The sequence below is a fragment of the Blastococcus sp. SYSU DS0669 genome (assembly GCF_054050895.1).
Window position 1 is genome coordinate 17,864 of sequence record NZ_JBJHAE010000013.1, and the last position, 13,951, is coordinate 31,814.

Below are 13,951 nucleotides of genomic sequence, written 5' to 3' on the forward strand. Positions count from 1 at the left end.
CGCCGCTTCCCCGCTCGCAGGACAGGAGACGGCCATGACGCTGCTGCGCACCCAGCTCGGGAACACCCTGCGCGGCCACCGGCTGCGTCAGCACCGCACGTTGCGCGACGTCTCCGGCGCCGCCCGGGTGAGCCTGGGTTACCTGTCCGAGGTGGAGCGGGGGCAGAAGGAGGCCTCCTCCGAGCTGCTCGCCTCCATCTGCGACGCCCTCGAGGTGGAGCTCGCCGACCTGCTCGCCGAGGTGAGCCTCGAGCTCCGCGGTGCCGCGGCCGGCGCCGACGTCCGCCCGCTGGCGGGCTCCGGCGAGGCTGTGCCGAGCGAGACCGTGGCGGCCCCCCAGCCGTCCGACGCGGCCACCGAGCCCGCGCTGGCCCTGGTCGGCGTCGGGGAGGGCCGCACCGCACGGCGGCACGACGCGGTGTCGCTCGCCGCCTGAGCAGCCGGCACCCGGCGGCGTGAACCGCACCCGGGCGGGGCTCCTCGCGGGCGCCGCCCAGGCTTTCGCCGCACACGGGCTGCGGCGCACCACGATGCAGTCGATCGCGGCCGCGGCCGGGGTCGCCAAGGCCACGCTGTACAACCACTTCCGCACCAAGGACGACGTGCTGCGCGCGCTGCTGGCCGCGGAGCTGCAGCGGTTGACCGACCTCGCCGCGGGCCTGCCACCGGCCCAGGGGCTGGCCGCGCTCGCCGACGAACTCGCCACCCACCCGGTGCTGCGCGGGCTCGCTGCGACCGAGCCCGACCGGCTCGGCGAGCTGCTGGCGCCCGGGCCCGAGGAGTGGGCCGAGCTCTCCCGGCGCCTGGCCGCCGCGCTCGGTACCGACGAGGACGCGGCGCAGCTGGCCGGGCGGTGGCTGCTCGGCGTGGTGCTGCAGCCGGGGCTCACCACGCAGCGGCGCCGCCAGGCGGCGCGGCTCGGTCAGCTCCTGGAGCCGGTGGGCTGAGCCGAGGGCTCCAGCGGCAGGGAGCGGGTGAACACCACGCGGTCCTCGCCGGGCCCGGCGTGCCCGGGCGAGGGCGCCGGATGAGCACCGAGACGGGCGGCGAGCGCGGCGGCGCCGCCGTCCGCGGGCAGCACGACGGCCTGGGCGACCCGTGCGCCGACCCCGGCCGCGAGGCCCGAGAAGCGCTCCAGCAGCCGCGTGGCGACCCCGCGGCTCCGCCAGGCGGGATGGACGGCGACGGCCTGGACGACGGCGAGCCGGTCGGCGCTCACCACCCCGAGCAGGTAGCCGGCGTCCCCCTGGTTCGGCGTGAGGGCGACCGCGCCGAAGCCGCCCAGCTGGTGGAAGAACACCGGGTCGTGCAGCGCGGTGACGGCGTCGTCGTCGAGCGCGGAGCCCGCCCAGAACTCGGCGCGCCGGGCCAGCAGCCGGCCGCGCAGCGCACCCGCGGAGAGCTCCTCGAAGCCGACCAGCCGGAGGTCCCCGGCGGTCACCGGTCGCCCCGCGCGGCCGCGAGCTCGTCCCGGGTGGGGGGATCGGCGCCGACGCGGGTGCAGTTGACCGCGGCCACGAGCGCGGCGTCGTCCACCAGGGCCAGCAGCCGGTCGTCGGGGGCGCCGTCCAGGGCGGTGCGGGTGGTGATCCCCGCGCCCAGCAGGCCGGTCAGCAGGCCCGCGGCCAGGGAGTCGCCGGCGCCCACCGTGTCGACCACGGGGACGCGTGGGGTCTCGCGGTGCAGCACGGGCCGGCCGGGGCGGGCGACGCGCAGCGGTGCGCCGCCATCGGTGAGGACGACCAGCGCGGGGCCGCGCTCGGCCCAGCGGCGCGCGGCGTCGTCCAGGTCGGTGGTGCCGGGCTCCAGCCAGGCCAGGTCCTCGGCGCTGAGCTTGACGACGTCGGCGTGGCGGACGAGCTCGTCCAGCCGGCCGGTGACGGCGGCGCGGTCGTTGCCCAAGGAGGCCCCGACCGGCCCCTCGGCGAGCATCGGGCGGATGTTCGGGTCGACGCTGATCAGCGCCCGACCCGAGAGCCGGCGGACCAGCCGGGCGATCGCGCCGCTACCCGGCTCCGTCCAGCTGGAGATCGAGCCGACGTGCAGCGCGCCCACGGCGTCGGGCAGCACCCGGCCGAGCTCCTCGTCGGTCCACCGCCAGTCGGCCGCGCCGAGCACGTGGAAGCCGTAGTCGGGGGAGCCGTCGGCCCCGACGCCGACCACGGCAAGGCTGACCGGTTCGGCGGCCTCGACGAAGCCGGCCGTGTCGACCCCGGCCAGCTCCGCGTGCCGGCGCAGGTTGACGGCCAGCGGCCCGGTGCCCAGCCGGGCCAGCAGCCGCACCGGGGCCTCGAGGCGGCCGGCGGCGACCGCGACGTTCAGCGCGTTCCCGCCGGGGCGGGCGACGTAGTGCGGCGCGGTGCTGCCGTCGGCGGCTCCGGGGACGGGCAGCAGGTCGACGACCAGCTCCCCGAGGACGCACAGGACGGGGTCGGCGGGTGGCACGATGCGAACCCTAGTGGCGGCGCGGACGGTCCGCGTCGGTTGCCGAGGGTGATCACCTGGGACGATGCTGGGGACGAGCATCGCCGGGCCGGCGACCGCGCCGGAGCAGGAGGACCTCATGCCCAACCCGTTCGTGAAGCTGTGGAAGTACCTCACGGCTTCGGCCAACGCCCAGATCGACCAGCGGGCCGACCCGAAGATCCAGATCGCCCAGGCGATCGAGGCCGAGCAGCAGCGCCACCAGTCGCTGGCCAACCAGGCGGCTGCGGTCCTGGGCAACCAGCGCCAGCTGGAGATGCGGCTCAACCGGCAGCTCAGCGAGGTGGAGAAGCTGCAGGCCTCCGCCCGCCAGGCGCTCGTGCTGGCCGACCAGACGCGGAGCAAGGGGGACGCGGCGAAGGCGGCCGAGTACGAGCAGGCCGCGCAGGCGTTCGCCACCCAGCTGGTGGCCGCCGAGCAGTCGATGGAGGACCTCAAGCGCAGCCACGACGAGGCGCTGCAGGCCGCCGAGCAGGCGCGCGGCGCGGTGGAGCAGTCCCGCATGCGCCTGCAGACCACGCTGGCCGAGCGCACCAAGCTCATGAGCCAGCTGGAGCAGGCGAAGATGCAGGAGCACGTCGCCGCCTCCATGAAGCAGGTCAACGAGCTCTCCGCGCCGGGGAACACCCCGAGCCTCGCGGAGGTGCGGGACAAGATCGAGGCCCGCTACGCCAACGCGCTGGGCCAGGCCGAGCTGGCGCAGTCGTCGGTCGAGGGCCGCATGCTCGAGGTGCAGAAGGCGACGCTCGACGTGGCCGGCGCCTCGCGGCTGGACCAGATCCGCGCCTCCATGGGCGGCGGCACGCAGGCCGTCGAGGGCAGCGCCACCGCGGGCGCCATCGAGCAGGGCGCCCCGGCGCCCGAAGCGGCCACCCAGCCGCAGGCCCAGCCCGTGGAGCGCCCCGAGCAGGCGTGAGCAGTAGGCGGACCCCCTGCCCCCGCCGCTCGCACGCTCGCGGCGGGAACCCTGCAGGGGGCTGTACGGGTCGGCCCCGCGCCGTGACCGGTGCGGGGCGGGGGGCGCTCAGCCCGGGGTGGCGACCGGTCGGGGCCGGCCGGCTTCGCCGGTGCGCGCGGTGGGGGCGATCGGGGAGTCCGCGGCCTGGCAGCGGGGGCACCAGTAGGTGACCCGCTCCTGCAGGTGCGGCCCCTGGTCGCCCATCAGGATCGGCGTCCCGCAGCGGCGGCAGGGCTTGCCCTTCCGCCCGTAGACCCAGTGGTCGTGGCCGCGGCGGAGGTCGCCGGTGGTGCTCTGCTCGGGGTGCTCGAGGTTGGCGCGCATCAGCCGCTGCGCCCGCTGCAGCAGCGGCGCCAGCCGGTCGTCGACGTCGGCCACCCGTGCCCACGGGTTCAGGCCGAGCAGGAACAGCGACTCGACCTTGTAGAGGTTGCCGATCCCGGCCACGTTGCGCTGGTCGAGGATGGCGACGCCCACCTGCTCCTCGGGCTGGGCGCGCAGCCGGCGCAGCGCCTCGTCGAGGTCCCAGTTCGGGGCCAGGATGTCGGGGCCCAGGTGGCCGACGAGCCGGTCCTCCTCCGCCGTCGGCACGATCTCGACGTCGTGCAGCCGGTAGCCGACGCACTCCCACTCGTCGGTGGCCAGGACGACGCGCACCTCGAAGGCCGGGCCACCCCGCCAACGGGCGCCCGGCCGGTAGATGTGCCAGCTGCCGTCCATGCGGAAGTGGGTGCGCAGCGTCCGCCCGTCGACGAGCCGGATGAGCAGGTGCTTGCCGCGCGGGACGACCTCGGTGACCGCGGCACCGGTGAGGTCGAGCCCGGCGAGCTGGGGGAGCCGGAACTCCCCGCGGCGCAGCGTGCCGCCGGCCAGCGCGGTGTTCATCCGCTTCGCCGCCAGCCAGACGGTGTCTCCCTCGGGCACGCGACCATGATCCCCGGCTGCGTCCCCACCTGCCCCCTGGGTGTGTGAGAGCGCCGACATCCGGGAAGGCGGCCGCGGCCCCGTGCGCTGCCCTCAGCGTGAGCGTGCCCCTGCGACTGCGCACCCGGCTCGGGGGCGCGGCGACGTCCCCCGACGCCCAGCCGGTCACCGTGACCGTCGCCCGCGTGGTGCGGCCCGACCGGCGGGCGGCGTTCGAGCGGGCGGCCCGCGCGGTGCTGGCGGAGGCCGCCGGCTACCCCGGCAACCTGGGCGCGTCGCTGCTCCAGCCGGGGCCCGGCAGCTCCGAGTACCACCTGGTCTACCGGTTCGCCGACGCCGACTCGCTGGCCGCCTGGGAGCGCTCGCCGGAGCGGCAGGCGTTCCTCGCGCGGCTGCCCGGGATGGTCGAGGACGAGCGGGTCGCACGGGCGGTGGGTCTGGAGAGCTTCTTCGCCGTCCCGCCGCGGCCGGGGCCGGCGTGGCGGAGCTGGCTGCTCACCGTCGCCGTCGTCCTGCTGTTCACCTCGCTGTTCCAGGTGCTCGCCGTGCCGTTCCTCGGCAGTTGGCCCTGGCCGCTGCGGCTCCTGCTGTCGGCCGTCTACGTCGTGACGGCGCTGCGGCTGCTCATGCCGCGGCTGAGCCGCTGGTGCGCCCCGTGGCTGCAGGGCTCACGGCGCCGCTGACCCCCGGCTGATCAGCCCCGCAGTCGCAGGCCGCGGGGGGTGGCGGCGAACCCGGCCGCCTGCAGCGCGCTGCTCAGGGGCGTCGACTCGTGCACCGACGCGCCGTCCGCCTTCTGCACCACCATCCGACCCAGCGCCCCGGCCGACACCGCGCCGGACAGCGCCGTCGCCGCCTCCTTGAGGGTCTGCTCGTCCTCGGTCCAGGACAGCAGCGTCTTCCCGCCGCGCTCGACGTAGAGGACCAGGTCGCCGTCGACCAGGACCACCAGCGCCCCCGCCTTGCGCCCGGCCCGGTGCCCGGCCTTCCGCCCGGTGCCGGTGCCCTCGCCGATGTCGGCGGCGGCGTCCTCGCTGCCGGGCCGCTCCGGCCACGGCAGCGCCGCCCCGTACACGTTCGCCGGGTCGGTCGCGGCCAGCACGACGGCGCCGGCCGGCAGCCGGTCGGCCGAGGCGAAGCTGCGCAGCCGGTCGACCGAGCCGGGGGTGCCGAACTGCGCCGCGCCGAGGGTCTCGACGAAGTAGCCGCGGCGCGCGCGACCGTTCTCCTCGAAGGCGCGCAGCACCGGGTAGACCGCGGAGAAGCCGCCCACCACCTGCTCGGCCATGACCGCGCCCCGGGTGAGGACGCCGTGCCGCTCCAGCAGCGCCTCCGCGCGGGCGGTCGTGCGCCGGGTGGCGTTGGCCTCCCGGTCGGGCAGCCGCGACCAGCGCCCGGCCACCGTGGGTGGGCCACCGCGGCTCGGCATGGCGGCGCGGGTCAGCCGCGGGCGCCCGTACCGGTTGCGGGTGACCCGCGGCGCGGCGGCGGCCCGCTTGTGCGTGCCGCCGCCACCGAGGCGGGTGCGCAGCGGGGCCAGGGTGTCGTTGGTCAGCGCGCCGGCCCACACCAGGTCCCAGACCAGGTCGGCGAGCGCGGCGTCGTCGGTGGCGCCCAGGGCGTCGGAGAGGCCGCGGAAGAAGAGCGCCTGGCCGCCGGCGAGCAGGTCGAGGAGCGGCTGCCCCTCGCCGGCGACCTCGAGCTGTTCGGGCAGCAGCAGCGGGGCGAGGTCGGCGGGCACCAGGCTGATCCAGCCGTCCCCACCCGGCAGTCCGCCGGCACCGGCCCACAGCACCTCTCCGGCGCTCGTGAGCTCGTCCAGCATCGCGGGGGAGTAGTCCCGCACCCGGGCCGGCAGGACCAGCGACTCCAGGGCGCTGGCCGGCACCAGGGCGCCGGCGAGCTGCTCGACGACCGCCAGCACGCCGTCGGCGCCCCGCAGCCGGCCGCCCACCGCCTGCCAGGACGGCGTGAACCGCGCCAGCGTCCCGGTGGGCACCGGCTCGACCTCCTGGCGCAGCTTGGCCAGGCTGCGCCGGCGGATGGAGCGCAGCACGTCGGCGTCGCACCACTCCTGGCCGGTGCCGCCGGGGCGGAACTCGCCGGAGACGAGCCGGCCGGTGGCGGTCAGCCGCTGCACCGTCGCGGTGACCACGGCGACCCCCAGGCCCAGCCGGGTGGCGGCCTCGGCCGGCTGGAACGGGCCGTGGGTGCGGGCGTAGCGGCCGACGAGGTCGGCGAGGGGATCGGCGACGGGCTCGGTGAACACCTCGGGCACCCCGACGGGGAGCGCGGTGCCGAGGGCGTCGCGCAGGCGGCCGGCGTCCTCGATCGCGACGTGCCGCTCCTCGCCCGCGATGCGGACGACCAGCGCCCGGCGGGCGGCGACCAGCTCGTCGAGCCACGGCTGCGGCACCCCCCGGCGCGCGGCCTCGGCCGCGGTGAGGTCGCCGACCACGCGGAGCAGGTCGCCGGCGCCGTCGACGTCGCGCGGGTGCCGCTGCTGGGGGAGCCGCTGCAGCTCCGCCTCGATCTCGGTGATCGCCTCGGCGTCGAGCAGCTCGCGCAGCTCCGAGCGGCCGAGCAGCTCCGCGAGCAGGCCGGTGTCGAGGGCGAGCGCCTGGGCGCGCCGTTCGGCGAGCGGGGCGTCGCCCTCGTAGAGGAACTGGCCGACGTAGCCGAACAGCAGCGACTGGGCGAAGGGCGAGGCGGTCTCGGTCTGCACGTCGACCAGCCGCACCCGCCGGGCCCGCACGTCGCGCATCAGCTCGACCAGGCCCGGCACGTCGTAGACGTCCTGCAGCACCTCGCGGGCGGCCTCGAGCGTGATGGGGAACGAGGAGAATTCGCTGGCCACGCCCAGCAGCTGGGCGGCGCGCTGGCGCTGCTGCCACAGCGGCGTGCGACGGCGGGGGTCACGCCGGGGGAGGAGCAGCGCGCGGGCGGCGCACTCGCGGAACCGGCTGGCGAACAGCGCGGAGCTGCCGACCTCCGCGGTCACCTCGCGCTCGACGTCGTCGGGGTCGAGGACGGCGAGGTCGGCCTCGGGCGGCTCCCCGGTGGTGTCGGGCAGCCGCAGCACGATGCCGTCGTCGGAGTGCATGGCCGAGACGTCGACGCCGTGGCGCTCGCGCAGCCGGGCGGCGAGGACCAGCGCCCAGGGCGCGTTGACCTGCGCGCCGAAGGGGGAGTGGACCACCAGCCGCCAGTCGCCGAGCTCGTCGCGGAACCGCTCGACGAGCAGCGTGCGGTCGTCGGGGAGGTGGCCGGTGGCCGCCTTCTGCTCGGCCAGGTAGGCGGCGAGGTTGGCCGCGCCCCACTCGTCCAGGCCGGCGGCGCGGGCGCGCTCCAGGCCCGCCTCCGGCGTCGCGGAGCCGACCTCGCGGAGGAAGGCGCCCAGCGCCCGGCCGAGCTCCAGCGGGCGCCCGGGGGCGTCGCCGTGCCAGAACGGCATCTTCCCCGGCTGGCCGGGCGCGGGGGTGACCAGCACGCGGTCGTGGGTGATCTCCTCGATCCGCCAGGACGAGGAGCCCAGGAGGAACACATCACCCGTCCGTGACTCGTAGACCATCTCCTCGTCCAGCTCGCCGACCCGGCGGCCGCCGGTCCCCTCGCCACCGACGAGGAAGACGCCGAACAGGCCGCGGTCGGGGATGGTGCCGCCGCTGGTGACGGCCAGCCGCTGGGCGCCGGCGCGGGCGGTGAGGGTGTCGGTGACGCGGTCCCAGGTGAGCCGCGGGCGCAGCTCGGCGAAGGCGTCGGAGGGGTAGCGCCCGGCGAGCATGTCGAGGACGGCGTGCAGCGCCGACTCCGGCAGCGAGGAGAACGCCGCCGAGCGGCGGACCAGCGCGCCGACCTCGTCGACGGTGCGCGGCCGCTCGGAGACGATCGCGACGATCTGCTGGGCCAGCACGTCGAGGGGGTTGCGCAGGTAGCGGATGGACTCGATGGCACCCGCCTGCATCCGCTCGGCGACCAGCGCGCACTGCACGAGGTCACCGCGGTACTTCGGGAACAGCACGCCACGGCTGACCGCCCCGACCTGGTGCCCGGCCCGGCCGACGCGCTGCAGGCCGCTGGCCACCGTGGGTGGCGCCTCCACCTGCACGACGAGGTCGACCGCGCCCATGTCGATGCCGAGCTCGAGGCTCGAGGTCGCGACGACGGCGGGCAGCCGACCCGACTTCAGCGCCTCCTCGACGATCGCCCGCTGCTCGCGGGAGACCGACCCGTGGTGGGCCGCCGCCACCGGCTGGAACGCCTCGGGCAGGCCGCCGCCGGAGCCGGCCTGCGCCATCAGCGCCGCGGCGTTGGTGCCCGGTGGCACGGGCTCACCGGTCTGCCGCTCGTAGGCCAGCTCGTTCAGCCGGCTGGTCAGCCGCTCGGCCAGCCGGCGGGAGTTGGCGAAGACGATCGTGCTGCGGTGCGCCTGCACCAGGTCGAGCACCCGCTCCTCGACCGCCGGCCAGATCGAGGTGCGCGGCTGGTGCCCGGCGGCCGAGCCCTCCAGCTCACCGGTGGGCTGGCCCAGCTCGCTCATGTCCTCGACCGGGACGACCACCGAGAGGTCCCACTCCTTGGTCGAGGCGGGGGAGACGACCTGCACCGGGCGCCCGCCCGCCAGGAAGGTGGCCACCTCCTCGATCGGCCGCACCGTCGCCGAGAGCCCGATCCGCTGCGCCGGCCGCTCCAGCAGCTCGTCGAGCCGGTCGAGGGATACGGCCAGGTGCGCGCCGCGCTTGGAGTCGGTGACGGCGTGGACCTCGTCGACGATGACCGTCTCGACGCCGCGGAGCGCCTCCCTGGCCTGGCTGGTGAGCAGCAGGAAGAGCGACTCGGGCGTGGTGATGAGGATGTCGGGTGGCCGGCGGGCGAAGGTGCGCCGCTCGTCGGCCGGGGTGTCGCCGGAGCGGATGCCGACCGTGATCTCCGGCCGGGGCAGCCCGAGCCGCGCCGCCGCCTGGCCGATGCCCGCGAGCGGGGCCCGCAGGTTGCGCTCGACGTCGACGGCGAGGGCCTTCAGCGGGGAGACGTAGAGCACCCGGCACCGGGTCCGCTCGTCGGCCGGTGGGGTGGCGGCCAGCCGGTCGAGGGACCACAGGAACGCGGCGAGCGTCTTGCCGGAGCCCGTGGGCGCCACCACGAGGGCGTGCTCGCCGCTGCTGATCGCCTCCCAGGCGCCCTCCTGCGCGCCCGTGGGCTGCTCGAAGGCGCCGGTGAACCACGCGCGGGTGGGCTCGGAGAATCTGGTCAGGGCGCCCCGGCCCTCGGGGCGGCCGGAGGTCGGGCGGGCGGGCACGCGCTCAGTGTCCCCGCCGTGTACGACACTTCGCTGACCGGCGCGGACGCCGGAGGGGCGGGAACCACCCGCCCGGGGAGACGGGAGCGCACGTGACACCGCTGCAGCAACCCGAGGCCACGGTCGACGTCGCCCGCGTGCAGCGCCGCACGCTGGGCGTCCTCAGCGGCGGCGTGGCCCTGGCGGGGCTCGGCGTCACGGTCGGCATCACCGCCGGCGGGCTGCTGGCCCGCGACGTCGCCGGCACCGACACCGCCTCCGGCCTCGGCCAGACCGCCGGCGTCCTGGGGGCTGCGGTCCTGGCGGTGCCGCTCGCCCGGATCAGCGACTCGGCCGGCCGGCGGGCGGGGCTCGCCGTCGGCTACGGCCTCAGCGTGGTCGGCGCGGTGGTGACCGTCGTGGCCGCGGCGGTCTCCTCCCTGCTCCTGCTGCTGGGCGGGCTGTTCCTGTTCGGTGCCGCCACGGCGTGCGGGCTCCAGTCCCGCTACGCCGCCGCCGACCTCGCCCAGCCCGAGCACCGCGGGCGCTCGCTCTCGCTCGTCGTGTGGGCCACGACCGTCGGCTCCGTGGTCGGCCCGAACCTGGCCGCACCCGGTGCCGAGCTCGGCGAGGCCCTGGGCCTGCCCGCGCTGGGCGGCGTCTTCGTGGTGTCGGCGATCGTGTTCGCGGTGGTGGCGGTGGGCTTCCTGCTGCTCCTGCGCCCCGATCCACTGCTGGTGGCCCGGGCGCTGGGCGGGGGTGGTGGCGGTCCGCGGCCACGGCACGCCACCGGTGCCGCCCTGCGGGCGGTCTGGGCCACCCCGGCCGGGCGGCTGGGCGTCACCGCGGTGGTGGTCGCCCACTCGGTGATGGTCGGCGTCATGGTGATGACGCCGGTGCACATGGGTCACGCCGGCGGCCCGGAGGGGGCGGTGCTCCGCCTCGTCGGGCTGGTCATCAGCGTGCACGTCGCCGGGATGTACCTGTTCTCGCCGCTGGTGGGCATGCTCGCCGACCGGGCGGGGGCCCCCACGGTCGTCGCCCTGGGCGCCGGGCTGCTGCTGGCCGCGGCCGCGATCTCGGGGACGGCGGCGCCGGCGGACTCGGTGCAGCTCGGTGCCGGGCTGCTCCTGCTGGGCCTCGGCTGGTCCTGCGGGCTCATCGCGGGTTCGGCGCTGGTGACGGCGTCGGTGGGGCCCGAGCTGCGGCCGACCGCGCAGGGCGGCACCGACCTGCTGATGGGGCTCGGTGCCGCGCTGGCGGGGGTGGTCGGTGGCCCGCTGCTGGCCTGGGGCGGGTTCGGGCTGGTCTCCGGGGTCTCCGCCGCCCTGGTGCTCCCGCTCGTCGTGGTCTGGCTGGGCTGGCGGGTCAGCGCCCGCGGTAGTTCCTGATCAGCAGCACGATCAGCGCGACGAGCGCGATGACGATGCCGATCTCGAGGACGGTGTCGAGCGTCGAGGAGCCGGTGCCCGGGATCATGCGCGCAAGGGTAGGGCGGCGGCAGCGCGGCCGGGGGCGGACGGGTTAGCGTCGTGGCGTGCGGCTGCAGGAGTTCTGGTCCCGTCTGGACGGTCAGTTCGGGTCGATGCGCGCCCAGAGCGTGGCGCGCGACCACGTGTTCTCCGACCTCGGCGGCCGCACGGCGCTGGACGCCATCGAGGCCGGCGTGCCGGTGCGGAAGGTGTGGCTGGCCGTCTGCGAGGCCTTCGACGTGCCGGTCAAGGAGCGCTGAGCCGGCCGGTTCCCCGGTGCGGCGTGTCGGCCTGGCGATCGAACACGTGTTCGGCCTACTGTGGCGTCCACAGGCCGGCCGGTTCTCCCCAGCCCGCCCTGGAATCCGAAAACTGTCGGTGCCTCGCCCTAGCGTCGGTCCCGACCCGCTTCTCGCGAACCGAAGGTGACGCACCATGGCAGCAACGCTCGACCGCGACAAGGCCCTCGACATGGCCCTCGCCCAGATCGACAAGCAGTTCGGCAAGGGCTCGGTCATGCGGCTGGGCGACGAGGCCGCCCAGGCGATCAAGGTCATCCCGACCGGGTCGATCGCCCTCGACATCGCCCTCGGCATCGGCGGCCTCCCGCGCGGCCGGGTCATCGAGGTCTACGGGCCGGAGTCCTCCGGTAAGACCACGGTCGCCCTGCACGCGGTGGCCAACGCCCAGGCCAACGGCGGCATCGCCGCCTTCATCGACGCCGAGCACGCGCTCGACCCGGAGTACGCCCGCGCCATCGGTGTGGACACCGACGCCCTCCTGGTCAGCCAGCCCGACACCGGTGAGCAGGCCCTCGAGATCGCCGACATGCTGATCCGCTCCGGTGCGCTCGACATCATCGTCATCGACTCCGTGGCGGCTCTGGTGCCCCGCGCCGAGATCGAGGGCGAGATGGGTGACAGCCACGTGGGTCTGCAGGCCCGTCTGATGAGCCAGGCGCTGCGCAAGATCACCGGTGCGCTGAGCAACTCCGGCACGACGGCGATCTTCATCAACCAGCTGCGCGAGAAGGTCGGCGTGGTCTACGGCTCGCCCGAGGTCACCACCGGTGGTCGCGCGCTGAAGTTCTACTCGTCCGTCCGCCTCGACGTCCGCCGCATCGAGACCCTCAAGCAGGGCACCGACGCGATCGGCAGCCGCACGCGCATCAAGGTCGTCAAGAACAAGGTGGCCGCGCCGTTCAAGCAGGCCGAGCTCGACATCCTCTGGGGTCAGGGCTTCAGCCGGGAGGGCGGCATCGTCGACGCCGGTGTCGAGCAGGGCATCGTGAAGAAGTCCGGCGCTTGGTACACCTACGAGGGCGACCAGCTGGGCCAGGGCAAGGAGAACGTCCGCAACTTCCTGAAGGACAACCCCGACCTCGCCGACGAGATCGAGAAGAAGGTCAAGGAGAAGCTCGGCATCGGCCCGAAGCTGGACGCCCCGGCGCCGGTCGACGCCACCGACTTCTGACCTGCCGGTGGACCAGCGGCGACCGTCCCGCCGGCGCGGCTTCGGGGACACCCGGGCCGCCCGGCGCCCGCGGACGCCGGGTGGCGACGATCCCCTGACCCCGGACGTCGCCCCCGGTTCCCCGGAGGACGAGCCTGGTGACCCCGAGCAGGTCGCGCGGGGCATCTGCCTGCGCGCCCTGACGGGGGCACCGAAGACGCGGCGGCAGCTCGCCGACCTCCTCGCCGAGCGAGGGGTGCCGGACGACGCGGCCGAGGCCGTGCTCGACCGGTTCACCGAGGTCGGGCTGATCGACGACGCCTCCTTCGCCCGGGCGTGGGTCAGCAGCCGGCAGGCCGGCCGCGGGCTCGCCCGGCGAGCGCTCTCCGCGGAGCTGCGCGCCAAGGGGGTCGACCCCGAGACCGCCGCAGAAGCCGTCCAGCTGGTCGACGACGACGACGAACGGGCGGCGGCCCGCCGGCTCGTGGAGCGTCGCGCGCCCGGGATGCGCCGGCTGGACCGCCAGACGGCCACCCGGCGCCTCATGGGCATGCTGGCGCGCAAGGGCTACAACGGCGGGCTCGCGGCGGCCGTCGTCCGCGACGTCCTGGACGAGGTCGGCGCCGCCGACGAGGACGAGTACGCCGGCGTCGACGAGGAGAGCGCGCTGCCCTGAGCCGGTCGCGCCTCCCCGACGCGACAGGAGGCGGCCCGGGGGCACCGGACCACCTCCGGTCGCGTCTCCGCGCTCAGCCGGTGGTGACCCAGGCGGTCACGTCGACGGCCACGCCGTCGGGGGCCTCGTCGTCGGCCACCAGCCAGGCCGGGTCGCGGCGCTGACCGTCGGCGAGCCACCGGGTGATCTCGGCGTCGAACCCGTCGGCCGCGGACGTCCCCGAGCGCCGGCGCTCGCCGAGCAACGTCAGGTCGGTCTCGGCGCCGTCGGCGTACCGGAACACCACCCGGCAGCGCGAGCGCCGGTGCCGGGCCGGCGGCACGACCTCCCGGACGACGGCGCTCTCCGCCCCGGCGGCGTCGGCGAACGCCGTAGCCGCCGACCGCAGGCGGGCGACGAACGCCTGCCCTTCGTCGAGCCGGGCGAGCGCGTCGAGGGGAGCGGGGGCGGCCATCGTGAGGTGGACGACCGGCGGGCTCGTCTCGGCAGCGGTCCGCGGGACCGGGGGAAGGGTGCGGCGACCGGCCGCGTGCATCGTCTCCATCGTGCCGACCAGTCTCGCGACGGATGCGCTCCGCCGTACTCCGGCGCGCCCGGGTGGGACGACTGAGCCGGACGGGAACGGCCTGGTCGGAGGCGCAGTCCGCAGCACTCCGGGCGGAGCCGGCGACCGCGTCGTCCGCACCGCCGCGGAACGGTGCGGAGGC

13 protein-coding genes are annotated in these 13,951 nt (G+C 76.2%); 8 read left to right on the forward strand and 5 right to left on the reverse strand.

What is annotated here, in order from left to right:
* The first annotated feature begins 34 nt into the window (after window positions 1–34).
* Together ACI792_RS13765 and ACI792_RS13770 are read left to right on the forward strand one after the other, a co-directional pair.
* Window positions 35–436: a helix-turn-helix domain-containing protein gene (locus ACI792_RS13765; protein WP_456603087.1), complete on the forward strand. Its 402-nt coding sequence runs from the start codon at window positions 35–37 to the stop codon at window positions 434–436.
* Window positions 437–455: 19 nt separating this feature from the next.
* Window positions 456–947 carry a TetR/AcrR family transcriptional regulator gene (locus ACI792_RS13770; protein WP_456603088.1) on the forward strand — a complete coding sequence of 164 codons (492 nt, stop codon included), beginning with the start codon at window positions 456–458 and terminating at the stop codon, window positions 945–947.
* Here ACI792_RS13770 and ACI792_RS13775 read toward each other — a convergent pair.
* A complete protein-coding gene (locus ACI792_RS13775; protein WP_456603089.1) occupies window positions 923–1,441 on the reverse strand; it encodes a GNAT family N-acetyltransferase in 519 nt (172 codons plus the stop codon). The two genes, ACI792_RS13770 and ACI792_RS13775, sit on opposite strands and share 25 nt — an antisense overlap.
* Complete coding sequence (locus tag ACI792_RS13780) at window positions 1,438–2,445, reverse strand: PfkB family carbohydrate kinase (protein ID WP_456603090.1); 1,008 nt, start codon at window positions 2,443–2,445, stop codon at window positions 1,438–1,440. The genes ACI792_RS13775 and ACI792_RS13780 overlap by 4 nt, the downstream gene beginning before the upstream one ends.
* A 64-nt stretch (window positions 2,446–2,509) precedes the next feature.
* On the opposite strand from ACI792_RS13780, the gene ACI792_RS13785 reads away from it, so the two are divergent.
* Window positions 2,510–3,400, forward strand: a complete 891-nt coding sequence (locus tag ACI792_RS13785; RefSeq protein ID WP_456603091.1) for a PspA/IM30 family protein — start codon at window positions 2,510–2,512, stop codon at window positions 3,398–3,400.
* Window positions 3,401–3,508: 108 nt separating this feature from the next.
* Here the strand turns inward: ACI792_RS13785 and ACI792_RS13790 are convergent, their stop codons facing one another.
* A complete protein-coding gene (locus tag ACI792_RS13790; RefSeq protein WP_456603092.1) occupies window positions 3,509–4,366 on the reverse strand; it encodes a DNA-formamidopyrimidine glycosylase family protein in 858 nt (285 codons plus the stop codon).
* Window positions 4,367–4,464: 98 nt separating this feature from the next.
* Between ACI792_RS13790 and ACI792_RS13795 the strand changes: the two genes are divergently transcribed.
* Window positions 4,465–5,049, forward strand: a complete 585-nt coding sequence (locus tag ACI792_RS13795) for an antibiotic biosynthesis monooxygenase (RefSeq protein WP_456603093.1) — start codon at window positions 4,465–4,467, stop codon at window positions 5,047–5,049.
* Window positions 5,050–5,060: 11 nt separating this feature from the next.
* Here the strand turns inward: ACI792_RS13795 and ACI792_RS13800 are convergent, their stop codons facing one another.
* The gene (locus ACI792_RS13800) at window positions 5,061–9,665 is read right to left on the reverse strand and encodes an ATP-dependent helicase (RefSeq protein ID WP_456603094.1); all 4,605 of its coding nucleotides are present in this window, start codon (window positions 9,663–9,665) and stop codon (window positions 5,061–5,063) included.
* 92 nt (window positions 9,666–9,757) lie between these two features.
* On the opposite strand from ACI792_RS13800, the gene ACI792_RS13805 reads away from it, so the two are divergent.
* The 4 genes from ACI792_RS13805 to ACI792_RS13820 all read left to right on the forward strand — a co-directional run bounded on the left by ACI792_RS13805 (window position 9,758) and on the right by ACI792_RS13820 (window position 13,244).
* Entirely contained in the window at window positions 9,758–11,035 is a 1,278-nt protein-coding gene (locus ACI792_RS13805) for an MFS transporter (protein ID WP_456603095.1), read from the forward strand.
* 146 nt (window positions 11,036–11,181) lie between these two features.
* Entirely contained in the window at window positions 11,182–11,376 is a 195-nt protein-coding gene (locus tag ACI792_RS13810; RefSeq protein ID WP_456580019.1) for a DUF3046 domain-containing protein, read from the forward strand.
* A 175-nt stretch (window positions 11,377–11,551) separates the two neighbouring features.
* Window positions 11,552–12,589, forward strand: coding sequence for a recombinase RecA (gene recA / locus ACI792_RS13815; protein WP_456603096.1), 1,038 nt, complete (start codon window positions 11,552–11,554; stop codon window positions 12,587–12,589).
* A gap of 7 nt (window positions 12,590–12,596) precedes the next feature.
* Window positions 12,597–13,244 carry a regulatory protein RecX gene (locus ACI792_RS13820; protein ID WP_456603097.1) on the forward strand — a complete coding sequence of 216 codons (648 nt, stop codon included), beginning with the start codon at window positions 12,597–12,599 and terminating at the stop codon, window positions 13,242–13,244.
* 73 nt (window positions 13,245–13,317) lie between these two features.
* On the opposite strand, the gene ACI792_RS13825 is transcribed toward ACI792_RS13820, so the two are convergent.
* On the reverse strand, window positions 13,318–13,788 hold the full coding sequence (locus ACI792_RS13825; RefSeq protein ID WP_456603098.1) for a hypothetical protein: 471 nt from the start codon (window positions 13,786–13,788) through the stop codon (window positions 13,318–13,320).
* Window positions 13,789–13,951 lie beyond the last annotated feature (163 nt).